This is a genomic window from Streptomyces gilvus, assembly GCF_022513565.1.
GTDB lineage: Bacteria > Actinomycetota > Actinomycetes > Streptomycetales > Streptomycetaceae > Streptomyces > Streptomyces gilvus.
On the sequence record NZ_JAKWBE010000033.1, the window covers coordinates 74,027 to 91,653 of the forward strand.

Sequence of the window (17,627 nt, forward strand, 5' to 3'; positions counted from 1 at the left end):
GAGCCAGGGGGTCGGTCGCGACGGACCCGGAAGCCGCATCGTACATCGGTGGTGGGCGCGGCTTGCGTCAGGAAAATCTGAGCGCGTACAGCCGTGCGGCGAGCTGGTTTCGGGAGGTGATGTCGAGCTTGGGGAAGATGCGGTACAGGTGCGATCCGACGGTCCGCGGCGACAGGAAGAGCTGCTCGCCGATCTCCTTGTTGGACAGTCCCTCGGCGGCCAGTCGGGCAATCTGCAGCTCCTGCGGGGACAGGGCGGCCGCCGCCGAGGGCCCCTGGACGGTGATCCGATCGCCCGCCGCCCGCAGCTCCGCCCGCGCCTGGTCGGCCCAGGCACGCGCCCCGATCAGATCCAGGGTGGTCAGCGCGGAGCGCAGGGGGATCCGGGATTCGGCCACGCGGCGACGCCGTCGCAGCCACATGCCGTAGGCCAGTTCCAACCGGGCGCGGTGCCAGGGCCAGCGCGTCAGGTCCTGGCCGAGCGCGGTGGCGAACAGCGTTTCGGCCCGGTCGTCGTCGGCCAGGACCGCCCGGGCGTAGGAGAGCTGGACGTACAGGGTGTCGGACGGTCGGGTGGGCAGGCGCTCCAGTGCGCCGACCACTTCCTGTGCGTCGTCGCGGCAGCCGGCCCGCGCGGCGGCCTCGGCGAGGTACATCACTCCGTGATAGCGCTCGGCGGGGTGGAAGGCGACGTCCGCGGGATCGAACAGCCGGCGCAGCGCCTCGTAGGCCCGGCCATGCTCACCGGTGCTCAGCCAGGCGATGCCCCGCGCCAGTTGGACGCAGGCCAGCAGATCGTTCAGCCGGCGTCCGTTGGCGGTTTCCTCTGCCTGATCGGCGAGGTGCCGGGCCCGCGCGTCGTCGCCGCGCAGCGCGGCCGCGATCGCCCGCAGGGCGAGTGTGCCGGTGTCCCAGATCTCCTGGCCGGTCTCCCGGGCGAGCCGGGCCGCCTCCTCGGCGTCGGTCGCGGCCCGGTCCCACTCGCCCACTTCGAGCCGGCTCAGCAGCCCCATGGTCAGGACGTGGGCGAGCAGGCCCAGCCGCCCCTGCTCGCGCAGTCTGCCCGCGGCCCGGTCGAGGAAGTCCAGGCTGGCCACCGGGGCCCCGATCGCGTGCGCGGCCATACCGAGCAGCCGCATGGCATCGGGATCAGCGCTGGTCTGTGCCGGGACGCGTGCGAGGAGTGTGCTGACCTGTGCCGATCGCAGCACCGGCTCGGCCATGGCGAGCGCGGCGATGCAGCTGGGCTCGTGGTCCATCCCGTCGAGTTGTTCGGTGACCGCGACGATGCGGGCTCGGGCCTCCGGCCCGGTCTCGGCCCACCAGCAGCGCAGGGCCGCCCCTTGCAGCAGATTGAGCGCCAGGGTGTGTTCTCCGGTCCGCGCCGAGCGTTCCGCGGTCTCGCACAGTTCGAACACCCGCGTGGGCTCGCCGGGCACTCCGTCGTCGAAGATCTCCCGCAGCCACACCATGCGCGCCCGGTCGAGGTCGGAGAGGGTGTTGCGGCCGGCCGCGGCGAGCAGGCGGTCGACGACGTCGGCGCGGCCCAGGCCGAAGGCGTGCTCGGCGGCGAGGAGCAGGCGGTGGCCGCGGACGGCGGAGTCGGTGGTCAGCTGGGCGGAACGTTCCAGCGCTGCGATGGCCTCGGTCACGGATCCCAGCTGCATGCTGAGCCGGTGGTTGTGCTCGAGCGCGTCGGCGATCGCGTCGTCCGGACCGATCACCCCCTGGGCCTGGTGCCAGGTGCGCCGGTAGGGCTGGTCGACGAGTACCTCGGCGAGCGCGAGGTTGGCGGCCAGGCGGCGCGGGGTCGATTCGCAGTACAGGATCCCGGACCTGACCAGCGGGTGCCGAAACAGCAGGCGCTGTTCATGGAAGCGGATCAGTCCGGCCGTGGCGGCGGCGTCGAGGGCGGCGACCGTGACCGGGCGCCCGGCCAGTACCGAGGCCGCCGCGAGGATCTCCGCCAGATCGGTCTCGTAGTCGACGGCGGCGATGAGCAGGGCATCACGAACCGGGGACGGCAGCTCGGCGATCCGCCCGACGAAGGCCCGCTCCAGCCGGGAGCTCAGGGGCACGGCGGTGTGCACGGACTCCGTGACCGGCGGGAGCGCCGAGCGCCAGGCCGCCGGCAGTTCCACCAGCGCCAGCGGATTTCCCTCCGCCTGGGCCAGGATCCGCCGGCGCTCGGAGGTGTGCAGATCCGCCGCGATGGTGTCGAGGAGTCGTGCCGAGGCGACCGGGTCCAGACTGCCGACCTGCACCTCCCTCAGGCCGGCGGCACTGTAGGGCCCGGCATGGCCCTCCCGGATCGCCGCCATGATCAGGATCGGGTCGTCGCCGATCCGGCGGGCCAAGAAGGCGAGCGTCTCCTGGCTGGGCAGGTCGAGCCAGTGGGCGTCGTCGACCAGGATCGCCACGGGCTGCTGGGATCCCTGTTCGCCGAGCAGGTTCAACGTCGCCAGCCCGATCAGGAAGGGCTCGGGTGGTGTGCCGTCTCCCGAACCGAACGCCGACAGCAGAGCCAGCCGCTGTCCTTCCGGGAGCCGGTCCGCCTGACCGAGGAGGGTAATCAGCACCTGGTGGAGGCCGGCGAAGGGCAGCCGTGTCTCGGCCTCCATGCCCACCGCCTCCAGAACGAGAAACCCGGCGGCGCGGGCGAGGTCGGCCGCGGCTCGCAACAGGCTCGACTTGCCGATGCCCGCCTCACCCCGCATCAGGACGGCCGTACCGTTCTCCCACGCCTGGTCGACGATCCGGGCCAGCGTGGACAGCTCGGCCTCGCGTCCCAGCAGGTCGGGCGCCGCCGGGACGTGGTCGGGGAGGACGGATTCTGGCCTGGTCATAGGGCGCTCGCCTCGCCTCTTCGGCTGTCCGCTGGGTCGGCAACCGCATCCTATGGCCAGTTTGGGTGGACGCGCTTGCGTCGAATCACTGCATCGCGGGTGCGTCCCGCAGGTCGCGTCGGCCGCGCTCCTGGCGCAGTCGGATGACGCAAGCCGACCGCACTCCGTGAAGCCTACGGTCGCTGTATGAGCGTAGAGCCGCACGGTGAAGCCACAAAGGCCGTCATCGTTAACCGGATCCCCGACGAGGCACTCGTTCTCGTGCCGGGCGGCACGCTCAAGACCGCCACCTCCGAGGAGGGCCGTGCGCCGGCCATCGCGATGGTCCGCAACACGGTCCACATGATCCAGCCGGACCTCGACGTGTTGAAGGCCGGCCGGCCGGAGTATGCGGGGGACGCTGAAGGACTCATCGCCGCAGCCCAGGTGGTCACGGCCGAGTTCGCCACGATCGCAGCGGCCAACGACTACTGGCGCTGACGGGCTCAGATCCCTTGAGCCATGCGGCTCAAGCCCGAGCCGGTCCCGCGTCACGAGCCTCGCTGGGAACGAGATCTGATGACGAGGAAGCCGGAGGATTGCGGCGTGCTGGTCGGAAGGCAGCGAGAGATCGGCGTGCTGGGCGACTTGATCAGCCGTACACCAGCGGATGGCGCGGTGCTGGTGATGCCGGGCGACCCCGGGATCGGCAAGTCGGCTCTGCTGCGCACCGCGCAGTGCGCGGCCCGGGCTCACGGGTTGCGGGTACTGCGGCTGACCGGAGTGGAGGCCGAAGCGACGTACCCGTTCGCGGGACTTCACCAGATGCTCCGGCCGGTGCTCGGCATGGCCGACCGGCTGACGGGCACGGAACGCGCAGCTTTGATGTCGGCGTTCGGCCTGGCCGAGGGCCCACAGCCGGACCGGTTCGCCGTCGCGCTGGCGGTCACCCACCTGCTGGCCGCCCTGGCGGCCGGCGGGCCGGTCGTCGTGCTGGCCGACGATGCGCAGTGGCTCGACCCCCACACCCACGAGGTCCTGGCCTTCGTCGGCAGGCGCCTGAGCGGACCGGTCGTACTGATCGCCGCTCTGCGCACCGGCCACCCCGGCCCCCTTGTCGGCGCAGGCTTCCCCGAGCTGCTGATCGACGGTGTGGACGAGGCGGCGGCGGCACACATCCTGTCGGCCCACGGCAGCGGCCTGCGCGCGGCGGAGCGGAACCGGATCCTGCGCGAGGCATGCGGCAACCCACTCGCCCTGATCGAACTGCCTGCCGCGCTGCGCCTGTCCCCCGCGCCCGGGGAGAGGTGGCCACCGAACCTTCCCGGCCTGCTGGAGCGCGCCTTCGCCGGGCGGGTCCGTGCACTGCCCCCGCCCACCCGGGACACGCTGCTGGTGGCGGCCGTCGACTCGGCCGACGACCTCAGTGAGATCCTCAGCGCCGCGCACGTCCTGCGCGGTGAGAGTGTGACACGCGCCGATCTCGAGCCGGCCGCGGTCGCCGGGCTGCTCATCGTGGGCGAGCGCGACGTGCGGTTCAGGCATCCGCTGATGCGCTCGGCGGTCGTGCAGGCGGAGAGCCTGCAGCGGCTGCAGGCCGCCAACGCGGCCCTGGCGGACGTGCTGCCCGACGAGCCGTATCGCCGCACCTGGCACCGCGCACAGTCGATCGTCGGCCCCGACGACCGGATCGCCGACGCGCTGGAGACCAACGCCGGCATCGCCCTGAGCAGAGGTGCGGTGATGACCGCGATCAACGACCTGGAACGGTCGGCCCAGCTGACCACCCCATCGGCGCGGCGAGGGCACCGCCTGCTGGCTGCGGCCGAACACGCCTTCGGGCTCGGCCGGGCCGACCTCGTCGACCATCTCCTGCGCGAGGCGGCCAGGACCGAGCTGAGCGAACTCGACCAGGCCCGTACGGAGTGGCTGCGGGAGATCTTCCACGACGGCGTACCGGGCGATGCGGGACGCGTGCTGGGCCTGTGCGACAGCGCGGCACGCTCGGCGGCCGCAGGCGACGTCGACCTGGCCCTGAACCTCCTGCTGGGGGCGGCCCTGCGCTGCTGGTGGGCGGAGACCGGCCCGCAGCCGCGTGCCCGCGTGGTCGGCGTTCTCGAGGCGCTGCCCGGCGCCCGCCCAGACCCGCGGCACGCCGCGGCGATGGCCGTGGCCGAACCGGTGCTGCGTGCCGGCCCGGTGCTCGACCTGCTGGCCGGGGCCGACCGGCACGCGGTGAACGAGGCCGCGGACGCGGATGCGCTGCGCTTGTGGGGCATGGCCGCCCATGCGGTCGGGGACGAGGCGGCCTCCGCCCGCCTGCTGGGCGAAGCCGAGGCCCGGCTGCGCAAGCAGGGCCGCCTCGGGCTGCTGTCCCAGGTGCTCAGCATGCAGGTCATGGTCCATCTGGACCTGGGGAATCTACGACGGGCGGCAGACTGCGCACGGGAGGGGCTGTGGCTTGCCGCCGAGACCGAGCAGGCGACCTGGCGGACCGGGACGCTGGTGTGCGACGCGATCCTGCAGGCCCTGCGGGGCAATGCTGAACAGGCGCTGCACCTGGCCACCGAGGCCGAACTGGACGCCGCTCCTCGCCGGCTCAACGACCTGCTGTCCTGCGTGCAGTTGGCCCGGGGAGTCGCCTGGTTGTCCGCGGGCCGCAACCGGGACGCCTACCGGACGCTGCGGCGTGCCTTCGATCCGGCCGACGCCAGCTTCCACCAGCGCGAGCGGTTCACCCATCTGATGTTCCTCGCCGACGCGGCCGAGCGGGCCGGACACCGGGCGGATGCCCGGCAGGTCCTCGACGGACTGGAGGTGGTGGCGCGTACCGCACGGTCTCCCATCCTGCGCCTGCACCTGTCGTACGCGCGGGCGGTGCTCGCCGCCCGCGAGGAGGACGCCGAGGAGCTGTACCTGGCGGCACTCGGCGCGGACCTGTCCTCCTGGCCGCTGGTGCGTGCAAAGACCCAGCTGGCGTACGGAAGGTGGCTGCGCCGCCGCCACCGCATCACCCCGTCCCGGACCCTGCTGCACGCGGCGCAGGCCACGTTCGACCGGATCGGCGCGACCGCCTGGGCCGACGAGGCCCGCCTGGAGCTGGAGGCCACCGGCACCCGCCCGGCCTGGCCGGTGCGGACCGACCCAGAGGGCGACCACCACGACAGGGAGGAGCGCATCGGTGAGCTTCTCGCCCGCGGAAGCGCCGACGGCGAGATCGCTCAGGCGCTGAGTCTGCCCGTGAGCGTCGTGGCGCTTTACCGGCGCAAGCGGGCGGCGGAGGGCTGAGACGGCCGCGCCGGAACGGCGGACCCTGCCGCGGGCGGATCAACCGGTACGCCGGCTGACGCGGGGCGGGCCGGCCGGCGGGGCGAGCGCAGCTCGCGGCGTTCCTGCTCACTCAGCCCGCCCCAAACCCCGTACTCCCCGCCGCTGCGCAGGGCGGTACGGGCGCAGGCGTCGCGCACCGGGCAGCGTGCGCAGATCGCCCGCGCCCGCTCCTCGCGGGCACGCCGTGCGCTGCCGCGCTCTCCTTGGGGAGAGAAGAAGACCGAGCCGTCCGTGGTCCGGCACACCGCGTGGCTCTGCCAGTCCCAGTAGGACAGGAGCGGGCGGTGACGAGTCTTCATGGTGTGCTCCCTTCCGCTGTGGATGTCGGCCCGTGCCGTGTCGGCAAGCGGCGCTCGCAGCCGCCGCTCATCCGGGCCGCGGGTTGGACCTGGGCGTGTGGCTGCACGTCACACCCCACGAATGCCTGCCGGTGAGGGCCCGCTTCCGCTACGACCGCGCTCAACCGTTCGAAGTGCGCGCCGAGTTCACCAACGCAGGCGGCGGAGCGGCCACCTGGGTGCTCGCGCGGGAGCTGCTGAAGGAGGGCTTCGAGCGGACGAGCGGAGAGGGCGAGATACGGATCCTGCCGCCGTGCCCCTGCTCCTACGAGTCGAGCATGCACATCCTGCTCCTCAGACCGACCGGGGTCGCCCTGCTCGACATCCCGTCCGTCGCGCTTCGCACCTGGCTCGCGAGCACCTTCGCAGTCGTCCCGGCGGGAACAGCCGGGCAGCTGATCGACTGGGACGCCTCCTTCCTGCGCCTGCTCTCCCGGCGAAACCGCTGACCGCGGCGCCGGCGCCGGGACGGGTCCCCGCACGCCGGCACGGCGTCCCGACCGCAGTCGAATGACGCAAGCGAGCACCCCCTCCGCGGCACAAGGATGCCGAAGGGGTGCGCCCGAGAGGCGAGCAAGCCCCCTGGTGGTAGCGATACGAGGATGTGAGGACGTGGGGGTCATGGGAGCGGAACTGCAGGATCGGGTGGCGGTGGTCACCGGAGCGAGCAAGGGCATCGGACTGGCGGTGGCCACGGCGCTCGCGGCGGCCGGAGCGCGGGTGGTCGCCGCCTCGCGCACCTCGTCCGCCGAGTTGGACGCACTGGCCGACAAGCACGGCCTGGTATGGGTGCCGGTGAACCTCACCCATGCGGAGGGCGTGAGCATGCTTGCCGACACGGTGGGCGAACGCGTCGACATCCTGGTCAACAACGTGGGCTCCGCCCCCGCCCGCCCGGGCGGCTTCCTGAGCGTCACCGACGCACAATGGCAGCAGACGATCGAACTGAACCTGTTCGCGGCCGTCGCCGTGACCCGCGCGCTCCTGCCCCGCATGCTCGACGCCGGCCGGGGGGCGATCGTGAACATCGGCTCCGTCAACGCGGTGCTGCCCGATCCCACCGTGGTCGACTACAGCGCGGCGAAAGCCGCCCTGGTGAACTTCTCCAAAGCCCTGTCGAAGGAGTTCGGCGCACGCGGGGTACGCGTCAACAGCGTCAGCCCCGGACCGGTCGAGACCGAGCTGTGGCTCGGCGGAGGCGGTGTGGCGGACACGGTGTCCACGGCGGCGGGACTGACGCCGGAGCAGGTGCTGGCCCAGGCGGCGGGGGCGACCGTGACGGGCCGGTTCTCCCGGCCCCAGGAGATCGCGGACGTGGTGCTGTTCCTGGCCGGTGACCGGGCCTCCAACATCGTCGGCAGCGACTTCACCGTCGACGGCGGATTCGTCCCCACCTGGTAGCGGGCCCCGTCGCAGAAAGGAAACGGTCATGGACACCGAACTCGCCACCATGCGCGCCGTGCGCGGTCACCGCCGCGGCGGCCCCGAACGCCTGAAGTACGAGGTCGCGCCCCGGCCGGCGCCCGCCGCCGACGAGGTCCTCGTCGCCGTCCGGTCGGCCGCCATCACCTCGGGCGAACTGGCCTGGGACGCGACCTGGACAAACAGTCTCGACGGCACGGGCAGCCTGCGGCTGCCGATCGTCCCGGCCAAGGAGGTCTCGGGGCAGGTCGTCGAGGCCGGCTCGGCGGTGCACGACCTCCACCCCGGCGACGAGGTCTTCGGACTCATCCCCTTCACCCAGGACGGCGCGGCCGCCGAGTTCACCGCGGTTCCCGCCGCCGTCCTGGCGGCCAAACCGCCCTCGCTGGACCACGACGGGGCAGCAGCCCTGGCACTGCCGGGGCTGACCGCCTGGCAGGGGCTCGTCCGTCACGCCGGCCTGACGCCGGGTGACACGGTCCTCGTGCACGGCGCGGCCGGCGGGGTCGGCTCCATGGCCGTCCAGATCGCCGTCGCCCTCGGCGGGAAAGTCATCGCCACGGCCGCCGGCCAGGATGCGGAGTTCGTCCGCGCACTGGGCGCCGAACGGGTGATCGACTACACGGCGCAGCCCTTCGAGGACGCGGTCGCGGACGTCGGTGTCGTCTTCGACGCGGTGGGCGGCGACACCCAGGCCCGCTCCTGGCACGTCCTGCGCAGCGGCGGCACTCTGGTCAGCATCGTCTCCCCGCCCGGCCCAAGCCCGTCACCCGATACGCACGGCGTCTTCTTCGTGGTCGAACCCGACCGGGCCGGCCTCATCGCCCTGTCCGAGCTCGTGGAGTCCGGCCGCCTGACCCCGTACGTGGACCGAGTCGTCCCCTTGCAGGACACCGCCGGGGCGTACGCCGCGCTGGAACGCGAGCACCGCCGGGGCAAGATCGTCCTCCGCGTCTCTTGATGTGCGACACGCCGGGCGGCGCTCGGGGTAGCGTCCTGGGCGCGCTTCGGGGACAGCCCGTACCGGTTGCCGGTACGGGCACCTGCCGGCCTGCCAGGGGGAGCGCCCCCGGCGGGTGCGGTGCCCGTGTTTCGCTCCGCGCCGGGCCCGTCACCGGCTATTCCGTCCTCACATCCCCGTCGTACCGCTGCCAGTGAGTCCCGGAGCCAGCGCTGGAACCCAGAAGACGGCGACGGCCAGGACGATGGAGGCGACCCCCACCGCGCGGGCCACCACGCGGCCGGCCGGTGCGAGCTTCTCGGTGGTGATCACGGCGGTCAAGGCCACCATGGCCCACAGGTTCATCACGCCGAACGCCGCCAGCAGCACCATGAGCGACCAGCAGCAGCCGAGGCAGAAGGCCCCGTGGTGGGCTCCCGCGCGCAGATCGCGCGAGGGCCCCGGGTAGGAGGTGTAACGCAGCATGAGCCCGATCGGTGAGCGGCACCTCGCCAGGCAGCGGTCCTTGAGGGGCGTGAGCTGGTAGACGCCGTTGACCGCGAACACGGCCGCGGCCAATGCGGTCCCTGCCGCGGCGGGGAGGCTCACCGCCCGTTCCAGACCGACGGCCAGCCCGTACGCCGGCAGTCCGGCCGCGGCCCAGACAAGCAGATAGCCGACGGTGAAAACGACCATGCGCGGTACCCGGTGCACGACGATGGTGCGTGCGTACAGCGCGGCGACGGGCGCGGTGGCGGGCAGCATCATCGCAGTCATCATGAGCGTCCACACGGCCAGGAAGGCGGGTGGGCCCAGGCCCATGGTGCCCGGCATCGTCTGCATGCCGCCCCAGCGCGTCACCACCCAGACCCAGGCGGCACCTGCCACGACCAGCAGCAACCCGGCGGGGCCCGCCCCGCGCCGGACGGTGACCGGACGACCGGTCACGTGGACCACGTGAAGGGCGCCGCGTGTCCGTTGCCGCCGGCGAAGTCCCAGGACCGGCCGTACACGCCGTCGCCCGTCGCCCGGGTGGAGCGGGCTATGGTCAGCGTGCTGTTCGCCGGGTGGAACATGCCGGTCAGGGTCATGACCGGACCGTCCTCGCCGAGTTGCGGGGCTACCTGGTCCACGATCTCGATGTCGATGGCGTCGCCCACTCGGGCGGCGTGGTGGCGGCCGTCGTCGCGGTAGTCGATGGGAACGCGCTCCACGCCGAGGACCTCGCCGATGAGCGGGGTGAGCGCCGCCATCGGCCCGCCTGCCTGGCCGGAGAAGACCCTGCCCAGCGCATCCGCCTGGCCGTCGTCGGCCCCACCATCGAGGTACAGCGCCACCTGCCAGCCGCCCTCGGCCATGACCCGGGGCGCGTCGATGAAGACGGCGACGCTGCGGTCGGAGACGTCCACGCCATCCACGTTCCCGCTGTCCACATGGAACGCGAGGGTCACCTGGCAGCGCTCGTGGTCGGCCGGTGCGGTGAGGCCCGAGGTGGTACAGGGGCACACCACGTCGCAGTTGCAGCTTTCCAGATACGTGCCGTTCAGATTCCAGGGCATGGCTCTTCGCCTCCCTTTTCGGCGTCCCCCTCGGTCAGAAGATGCAACGGAAGAATCCGTCCGTCCCGGTGCCGCTTTTCTCCAGGCTAGTCTTCAACCACCCCAGGGCGCAGATCCGCCGCCAGCGCAGCTCACCATCCTGATACCGGGGCCCACGGGCACCCGCGGCCTTGGGGCCACCATCGACAGTCCTCTCCATGGTCCGTTCGGACTCCGAGCCGTGGTCGCGGTCGCGGTGCGCGGAGCTGTTGCAGCTGCTCTGGGCCCTACCTGTTCGGGCCGGAAGGTGGCGCGCTGCTGGGGCCCTGCACAGCGGCCCACAACAACCATTCCCCGCTCTGCGACCAGTTCGAGACCGCGGCCACCGCCTGCGGCTACGACCTGAGCGCGCACCGCGGCCTGCAGATCACCGCCGATCTGATCGCCCGGGCCGACAGCATCCTCGCCATGGACGGGGCGGTGAACAATGCCCTGCAGGACCGGGCGGCCGCATCCAAGCTGCCCAGGCAGCGTCTCTGTCTGAACGGGCAGGATGCCGATGTCCCCGACCCCTACGGCAGCGACCCGCCGTCTTTGACCGGGTCGCCGCGGTCATCGAGACCTGCCGGGGAATCCAGAGCACAGCACCTCCGCCGTCAGCCCCGAACTCCTCCGGCTGCTGGCGCCCGCTGGAAGCTGCATCCACCGTAGCGCCGGAATATGCGGGTCGCGTTTGTGACCCGTTCACGTTGAAATCCCGACGCGGGGAAGGCCAAGCGTGCGGGCCGGGAACAGACGGTCCGGGCGCAACAGTTGCATCGACTGAGAAGGCGGCACAGCATGGACCACCCGCCGCGCCCCAGGACCACGAAGTATGTCTGCAGGAGGACGTTTCATGACGGATCGGCCGTTGACGCTCATGGCCGTGCACGCCCACCCCGACGACGAGGCCACCGGAACCGGCGGAGTGCTCGCGCGATACGCGGCGGAAGGCATCCGCACGGTTCTCGTGACCTGTACCGACGGCGGTTGCGGTGACGGACCGGGAGGGGTCAAGCCGGGCGATCCCGGGCACGATCCGGTGGCCGTCGCCGCCATGCGGCGTCGAGAACTCGCGGCGAGCTGTGACGTGCTGAAGATCAGCGATCTGGAGATGCTGGACTATGCCGACTCCGGGATGGTGGGCTGGCCCAGCAACGACGCCCCCGGGTCCTTCTGGCAGACCCCCGTGCAGGAGGGCGCGGCGCGGCTCGCCCAGCTCATGCGGCACTACCGGCCCGATGTGGTCGTCACCTACGACGAGAACGGCTTCTATGGTCACCCCGACCACATTCAGGCCCACCGCATCACGATGGCGGCGCTTGAGATGGTCGACCTGACACCGAAGGTGTACTGGACCACCATGCCCCGCTCGGCGATGCGTCGGTTCGGCGAGATCATGTCCGAGTTCGGTGAGGACATGCCGGAGCCGGATCCCGCAGAGGCCGCCGCCATGGCGGGGATCGGCCTGCCGGACGATGAAATCACCACCTGGGTCGACACCACCGCGTTCAGTGGCCAGAAGTTCGACGCGCTGGCCGCGCATGCGAGTCAGGGCGAGAACATCTTCTTCCTGAGGATGGGCAAGGAGAAGTTCGGCGAATTGATGGGCTTGGAGACCTTCGTACGTGTCCAGGACCCCACCGGCGCGGCCGTACCCGAGAGCGATCTCTTCGCCGGACTGCGCTGAGACGCGCATCAGCCGGCCGGATGAGCGGGACGACCCACGGCGAGCTGATCACCCCGTGTCATGACGGTATACGCAGGTCGTGGGTTCGTTGCGCACGTGCGCCAGCCGTGCTTGGCTCGCCCGATGAATTTCTTGTTGACGGCCAGCGGCCTGCGCAACGAAACACTGCTGGACGCACTGCGGGACATGCTGGGAAGGCCGTTCGGATCGGCGAACGTCGTGTACGTTCCGACGGCATCGGTCGCCGAGCCCGGTGACCACGGGTGGTTCATCAAGGACATGAACCGGCTGCACGGCCTCGGCTGGCGGGAGTTCGACGTCCTGGAGCTGAATGGCCTCCCCCGCAAGATGGTCCTCGACCGGCTGCTGCACGCCGACGTCATCTACGTCGAGGGCGGCAGCCACTACCACCTCGCGCGCAGCATCACCGGCAACAACCTGGCCGACGGTTTCCTTGAAGCACTGGAGAGTCGGGTCTACGTGGGGGTCAGCGCCGGATCAATGATCTTCAGCCGCCACCTCACCGCGCACTCCGCCGACGTCATCGGGGACACCGCGGACCTCCACGTGCTCGGCGCCACCACCGTGCAGCCGCCGTTCGGCCTCTTCGACTGGTATCTCAAGCCCCACCTGTACTCCCCGGATTTCCCCGAGCGGGACGACGCCTGGGCCGATCGCATCGCCGCGCGGGCGGACTTCCCGATCTATTTCATCGATGACGACACAGCCGTCCGCGTCAGGGAAGGCAAGGTGGACGTCGTTTCCGAGGGCCGTTGGCGGTTCCATCCGTAACCCACTGCGCGGCGGGCAGCCCTGTCCAAGGAGCGCAGTCGCCATCGCCCCCGGAGCAGATCTGACCATCTCTCCCTGCTATCGGGCCTGCGCCATTACGCTGGCTGTCGCCATCGAGGACGGCGGTGGCGTCTGGGGGTGACAGGGTGCGACAGCCCAGTGTGGAGCGCGTACGCAATGAGCTGGTCGCCGGCATCGTGGACGTGCTCCAGGACTCCCCCAGCATGCGGGAACCCGCCTCCCAGGAGGTCTGGTGCCGGTTGCTCGAGGATGAGCTCGGTATGCCCGTCGAGCCGCACGGCGAGGCGCCGCTGCGTGCGTGGCTGCTGCGCGTCGCACTGGCCTGCAGCGACGCGGAGGACGGGCTCTCGTGTCTGGCGCGATCGCTGGACTACGTGGAGGAGCAGCCGGGGCCGGTTGCGGCCTTGTGGCCGTTCGTCGATGAGTGGGAGGCCGTCCGCTCCTTCCGCGGTGCCGATCTCAGACGCGTGCGGCCCGTGCTGTCGTCCGCGCGGTCCTGGCCCTTGTCCGCCATGGCGAGGCGGGCGAGCCGTTCCCGTGTTCAGGAGCTGCCCGCGTGGTGTCAGACGCCGTGGCAGGTCTTTCTGCGGCTTGCCCGCGAGGAATCGCGACCTGCTGAGCTGCCGCCCAGTCTGGCGTTCCTGGCCCTGTGCGCCGAGGAGCTGATGAAAGCCGGCTCGCGGGAGAGTGCCGAGCTGTTGCACCGCTTCAACCGTGATCAGGCGACGCGGTTGCGTGTTGAGCACCTACTGGCGCAGTGGCGGCAAGAGGAGTTCACACAGCCGGAACCTTCTCTCACGTCGGCGTATCTGGTCATCCAGTTCGAGCCCGACCGGCATGACGCGGACCGCTACTACGTCTCGCACTGGCGTCAGGCCGATTCCGCCGGCTGGCACCCGGTGCGCGGGGAGACGGTCCTGCGCAGGCGGGATGAACTGCCCGCCGTGGTCGGGGAACTGATCGAGGCTACGGAGGGCAGGTGGGCGGATCTGAGGCAGCTGGTGACGCTCGAGTTCATCCTGCCCCCGGAACTGCTCAACGAGCCGGTCGAGTGGTGGCCCAGGGAGTCCGACGCCTCGTCCCCCACCCCGCTGATCATCGACTATCAGGTGGTCGTGCGGAGTCTGGAGCGCCTGCGGCGGGCCGGCTGGCACCGCCCCTGGCACAACAAATGGCGTCAGCTGCAGGACCGCCCGAGGCAGGCCCGGTCCGTGTGGAGCAGGCCGGGCGACACCTCGCATCTCTTCCATGTGGAACACGAACTCAAAACGGACGCCGACGCGGTGTGCCTGGTCCTCAGCGAGCCGCCGTCCGATCCGTCCGGCGTGGGCCATCGCGAGCTGCTGGCCGGGCTGCGGGCGGGGATACCCGCGATGATCTGGCACCGCAGCGACTGCTCGGATCCGCAGTTCCAGGACGCCGTTGCCGATCTGGTGCAGGGCCGTAGCCTGAGCGGGCTGGTCGAACGGGTCGGGAAATGGCGCAAGGACGCGCTGGTTCTCGGCCCGGAGGCCTGGGATCAGCACGTCGGCCGCCATTTGGCGATCTTGTTCGACGATCCGGAACGCCAACCCGTTCCCTCCCGCGCGTCGGAGGCATGGCAGCCGACGGTGCCGGCGGCACCCACGTCGGAGCAACGCCGCCCCACGGACGCTGCGGGGGCTGAGACGCAGCAGGAGCGGGCGGCCGATGCCGCGGAGGTCTGCCGTGTGCACATCTCTCTGCTCGGCGAGCCTCCCGTCACGTCCGTCGGAAGCCGGCTGTCGCTGCGTGTGGTCCCGGGCCCCGCTCATCCCTGGTCCGATATGGAAACGGCGGGGCGTCCGTTGCTGGCCGTCACGGCGGCGCCCCTGACTCCCGCGGCCCTGGAGCCGGCTACGGCACTGCTGCGCCCCTCGGAACGGGACGAGGACGCGGGAGAGTTCACCTTCGTGGCACGTCATCCTGGCCGTCATGTCGTCCGCTTCACCGTTTGCCTGGAGCGCACCGGAACGGTATTGCAGCAGGTGGAGACGGAGTTCGATGTCCTTGCAGGGGACTTTCCGTCGAACTCGACCACCCACAGCACGGTGCCGCAGCGGGGCGGGAGCGGGCGATGAGCACAGAACTCACCGTTCGGGTGGTGCAGGACCCAAGTCGGGGCTTCACCACGCTGCCCGACGAGGTCACGCAGAGCCCCGACCTCATCGTCTCTCTCGACGTTCTGGCCGGCGACCGGATCCGGGCGCGCATGCACGGCCCGGCCGTGGCGTCCCTGTTCGGCACCGAGCATCGCGCCGACCTCACCGCGCGCCCGGCCGACGTACGCGCGGCAGCCATGCGGCTGTGCCGCCTGTGGAAGGACGTCTTCGTCGGCTTCAGGTCACCTGAGCACGACAGCCGCCCGCCGTCACCGGACCATCCCGAGTATCCCTTTGCGACCCTGGTGGACCTGCGTTCCCAGCCGCCCAGGGCGCTTCTCGAGGTTCTCGACGAACTGGCCCTGGCAGGACAGCAGTTGCTGTTCGCCACGCTCCTGGGCGGGACGGACCCGCAAGTCGAGGTCTTCCGCAAACACCTGGCGGGAACCCTGTCCGCCCGTGAGGGATGCCGAGTCCGGTTCGACTCCGAGCTGTACATCCCCTGGCCGATGGTGTGCCTGCGGCCCGAGGATCTGCCGCAGTTCGCCGCAGCCGGCGGACCGGCGGCCGTGTATCAGCGCTTTCTCGGCCACCGCCATCAGATCGAGCAGACCGGCGGATCCTACCCGTGGCTCGGCAGCCGCCGGCAGGCGCCGGACGTGCCCACCGTGAGCCTCAACCACGACGAGCAGGTCGACGTCCAGGGCCGCACCCGGGCAGCCGACGTGGCCGCGCTCCTCGCCCGGGACACCCACTTCGTTCAGCGCAGCAGGCGTTCCGAACTCCGGCTCGCCCTTGCCGACCACACCCTGTGCGAGCACCTGATGTACTTCTGGTGCCATGGCCACTTCATGCCGAACGGCGCCCACCCGCCCGCACTGGCCCTCAGGTTGACCGACGGCGTGCCCATCGACGCGGACACCGTGCGGGAATGCCGGCACAACGCGGGGACCGATCATCCCTTCCAGCCCTTCGTGATGATCAACGCCTGTCACGCGGGCGTACCGGCGGAGGGCTGTGATCCCGCCTTCTTCGGCGGAGCGCTCATCCGCGCGGGCGCACGGGGCGTTCTCGCCCCGCAGGTCGAGATGCCGCAGATCTTCGCGGCCGAGTACGCGCTGGAGTTCCTCACCCGCTACCTGGCCGGCCGGCACACGGCCGGCGAAGCGGCCCACAGCGCCGCCCGGTACTTCGCCGACGAACTCCACAACCCTCTGGGCTTCGCCTACGCCCTGCACTGCGGCATGGACGCACGACTGGAACGAGCCGCCCAACCGGCCGAAGCACACGGGCCGATCACGTGAGCCCGGCCACCGTGCAGCTCGTCGACCTCGACCTCGACGGCCGGCTGCTGGCACCCACGCCTCGAGGCCCGCGTCCTGTCCCCGGCGACCGGCTGCTGGACCACTTCACCCAGGAGCTGACCGCTCCCGGCTGGGCCACCGACCTTCTGGTGTACGTCCACGGCTGGCAGACCTCCCCCGACTCCTCACTCACCGCGGTCCGTCACCTGCTGGAGCTCGCGGCACGCCAGCACGAGGACCGTCCTGAGCTGTATCCGGCGCTGCGGCCCTGGCAGCCGTGGACCGTCCTGATCCGCTGGCCCTCCCGCTCCCTGCCGTCCCTGGGCGGGTACCGCCGCATCCGTGACCGAGCCCACGCCATGAGTACACGAGGTCATGCCCCCCGTGTGATCGGCCAGTTGCTCGGCTACCTGGACCTGACCCGCCCCGGCCCGGCCGCACCCGCGGTCCTCGGCACCCGCGACGGCACATACCTGCACGTCATCGGTCACTCGTTCGGCTGCCGTTTCGTCTGCGAGGCCGTCCAGTGGGCTGCTGACGAGCCGCCGACGCTCGGCTGGAGCACGCCCCGGCCACCCGGACGTCCCTTCACGGTCGACTCGATGCTGCTGCTCCAGATGGCGGCGCCCCGCGACGCCTTCGCCACGACCTTCACCGCGCTGGGCACGGCGCCCCTGCACGGTCCTGTGGTGGCCACCTACTCGCAGCACGACCGGGCCAACGGCTTCTGGCACCTGCGGGCAGAGAAACGGGCCGGCATCGGCTACGCGGGCATCGGGACCGCACCCGCGCCGGTGTCCGGCATCCTCATGCACGACACCGGCACCGCGTATCCCGTCGCCGACCTCGACCACCGCTTCGTCAGCGTCGACGCGAGCAAGGTGTTCACGCACGGAAGCGGACTCGCAGGGGCGCACTCCGACCATCTGCGTCCGGAGACCGCGCACCTCCTCCTCTCCCTGGCCAACCACTCGCGCTGAAAGCACCCTTGGCACCGCACCACACCGATCGCGCGAGGCAGGGCCGTTACCCGACACTCCGCTTCCCACTCCTCACGCTCCTCCTCCCAACACACCATCTGACGCTGCCAGTTGAACCCGGTCCCCACTTCAGTCGCTGACACGGGCCGCCGCTTCACGCTCCCTCTGCCCGGTACCCCTGAGGTGTCTGGCGACGGCCGTGGCGACCTGTTGGCCCAGGACCGTTCCAACACCCTCTGGCGCTACGACGGCAACGGCTCGGGTTCGTTCGGGCCCCGCACGAAGATCG

At 71.2% G+C, this 17,627-nt stretch carries 14 protein-coding genes; 10 read left to right on the plus strand and 4 right to left on the minus strand.

The window, feature by feature from the left end:
• Positions 1 to 67: 67 nt before the first annotated feature.
• On the minus strand, positions 68 to 2,845 hold the full coding sequence (locus MKW14_RS34720; protein WP_240869874.1) for a helix-turn-helix transcriptional regulator: 2,778 nt from the start codon (positions 2,843 to 2,845) through the stop codon (positions 68 to 70).
• 186 nt (positions 2,846 to 3,031) lie between these two features.
• Here MKW14_RS34720 and MKW14_RS34725 point away from each other — a divergent pair, with 186 nt between their 5' ends.
• Complete coding sequence (locus MKW14_RS34725; protein WP_240869876.1) at positions 3,032 to 3,325, plus strand: hexameric tyrosine-coordinated heme protein; 294 nt, start codon at positions 3,032 to 3,034, stop codon at positions 3,323 to 3,325.
• A 105-nt stretch (positions 3,326 to 3,430) separates the two neighbouring features.
• On the plus strand, positions 3,431 to 6,112 hold the full coding sequence (locus MKW14_RS34730; protein WP_240869878.1) for an ATP-binding protein: 2,682 nt from the start codon (positions 3,431 to 3,433) through the stop codon (positions 6,110 to 6,112).
• Here the strand turns inward: MKW14_RS34730 and MKW14_RS34735 are convergent.
• A complete protein-coding gene (locus MKW14_RS34735; protein ID WP_240869880.1) occupies positions 6,082 to 6,453 on the minus strand; it encodes a WhiB family transcriptional regulator in 372 nt (123 codons plus the stop codon). The genes MKW14_RS34730 and MKW14_RS34735 overlap by 31 nt on opposite strands.
• A 95-nt stretch (positions 6,454 to 6,548) precedes the next feature.
• On the opposite strand from MKW14_RS34735, the gene MKW14_RS34740 reads away from it, so the two are divergent.
• The 3 genes from MKW14_RS34740 to MKW14_RS34750 all read left to right on the plus strand — a co-directional run bounded on the left by MKW14_RS34740 (position 6,549) and on the right by MKW14_RS34750 (position 8,875).
• Positions 6,549 to 6,941 carry an SsgA family sporulation/cell division regulator gene (locus tag MKW14_RS34740; protein WP_240869881.1) on the plus strand — a complete coding sequence of 131 codons (393 nt, stop codon included), beginning with the start codon at positions 6,549 to 6,551 and terminating at the stop codon, positions 6,939 to 6,941.
• Between the two features lie 172 nt (positions 6,942 to 7,113).
• Positions 7,114 to 7,893 (plus strand): oxidoreductase, encoded by a 780-nt coding sequence (locus tag MKW14_RS34745; RefSeq protein WP_240869883.1) that lies wholly within the window; start codon positions 7,114 to 7,116, stop codon positions 7,891 to 7,893.
• 28 nt (positions 7,894 to 7,921) lie between these two features.
• Positions 7,922 to 8,875 (plus strand): NADP-dependent oxidoreductase, encoded by a 954-nt coding sequence (locus MKW14_RS34750; RefSeq protein WP_240869885.1) that lies wholly within the window; start codon positions 7,922 to 7,924, stop codon positions 8,873 to 8,875.
• Between the two features lie 168 nt (positions 8,876 to 9,043).
• Here the strand turns inward: MKW14_RS34750 and MKW14_RS34755 are convergent, their stop codons facing one another.
• Entirely contained in the window at positions 9,044 to 9,802 is a 759-nt protein-coding gene (locus MKW14_RS34755) for a DUF2182 domain-containing protein (protein ID WP_240869890.1), read from the minus strand.
• Positions 9,799 to 10,413, minus strand: a complete 615-nt coding sequence (locus MKW14_RS34760; RefSeq protein ID WP_240869892.1) for a DUF1326 domain-containing protein — start codon at positions 10,411 to 10,413, stop codon at positions 9,799 to 9,801. The genes MKW14_RS34755 and MKW14_RS34760 overlap by 4 nt, the downstream gene beginning before the upstream one ends.
• A gap of 874 nt (positions 10,414 to 11,287) precedes the next feature.
• On the opposite strand from MKW14_RS34760, the gene MKW14_RS34765 reads away from it, so the two are divergent.
• From MKW14_RS34765 to MKW14_RS34785, 5 genes are all read left to right on the plus strand, one after another.
• Positions 11,288 to 12,121, plus strand: a complete 834-nt coding sequence (locus tag MKW14_RS34765; RefSeq protein ID WP_240869894.1) for a PIG-L family deacetylase — start codon at positions 11,288 to 11,290, stop codon at positions 12,119 to 12,121.
• 123 nt (positions 12,122 to 12,244) lie between these two features.
• Positions 12,245 to 12,913: a Type 1 glutamine amidotransferase-like domain-containing protein gene (locus tag MKW14_RS34770; protein WP_240869903.1), complete on the plus strand. Its 669-nt coding sequence runs from the start codon at positions 12,245 to 12,247 to the stop codon at positions 12,911 to 12,913.
• A gap of 161 nt (positions 12,914 to 13,074) precedes the next feature.
• Positions 13,075 to 15,033: a VMAP-C domain-containing protein gene (locus tag MKW14_RS34775; protein ID WP_240869895.1), complete on the plus strand. Its 1,959-nt coding sequence runs from the start codon at positions 13,075 to 13,077 to the stop codon at positions 15,031 to 15,033.
• Positions 15,030 to 16,358 (plus strand): CHAT domain-containing protein, encoded by a 1,329-nt coding sequence (locus tag MKW14_RS34780; RefSeq protein WP_240869896.1) that lies wholly within the window; start codon positions 15,030 to 15,032, stop codon positions 16,356 to 16,358. Before MKW14_RS34775 ends, MKW14_RS34780 begins: the two co-directional genes overlap by 4 nt.
• Complete coding sequence (locus tag MKW14_RS34785; protein WP_240869898.1) at positions 16,355 to 17,338, plus strand: alpha/beta hydrolase family protein; 984 nt, start codon at positions 16,355 to 16,357, stop codon at positions 17,336 to 17,338. The genes MKW14_RS34780 and MKW14_RS34785 overlap by 4 nt, the downstream gene beginning before the upstream one ends.
• The last annotated feature ends 289 nt before the right edge of the window (positions 17,339 to 17,627 follow it).

Excerpts from the sequence above, each read along its gene's own strand:
- MKW14_RS34760 (WP_240869892.1), bottom strand. The coding sequence starts at position 10,413 with ATGCCCTGGAATCTGAACGGCACGTATCTGGAAAGCTGCAACTGCGAC.
- MKW14_RS34750 (WP_240869885.1), top strand. The coding sequence starts at position 7,922 with ATGGACACCGAACTCGCCACCATGCGCGCCGTGCGCGGTCACCGCCGC.
- MKW14_RS34745 (WP_240869883.1), top strand. The coding sequence starts at position 7,114 with ATGGGAGCGGAACTGCAGGATCGGGTGGCGGTGGTCACCGGAGCGAGC.
- MKW14_RS34720 (WP_240869874.1), bottom strand. The coding sequence starts at position 2,845 with ATGACCAGGCCAGAATCCGTCCTCCCCGACCACGTCCCGGCGGCGCCC.
- MKW14_RS34770 (WP_240869903.1), top strand. The coding sequence starts at position 12,245 with ATGAATTTCTTGTTGACGGCCAGCGGCCTGCGCAACGAAACACTGCTG.
- MKW14_RS34765 (WP_240869894.1), top strand. The coding sequence starts at position 11,288 with ATGACGGATCGGCCGTTGACGCTCATGGCCGTGCACGCCCACCCCGAC.
- MKW14_RS34735 (WP_240869880.1), bottom strand. The coding sequence starts at position 6,453 with ATGAAGACTCGTCACCGCCCGCTCCTGTCCTACTGGGACTGGCAGAGC.
- MKW14_RS34780 (WP_240869896.1), top strand. The coding sequence starts at position 15,030 with ATGAGCACAGAACTCACCGTTCGGGTGGTGCAGGACCCAAGTCGGGGC.
- MKW14_RS34725 (WP_240869876.1), top strand. The coding sequence starts at position 3,032 with ATGAGCGTAGAGCCGCACGGTGAAGCCACAAAGGCCGTCATCGTTAAC.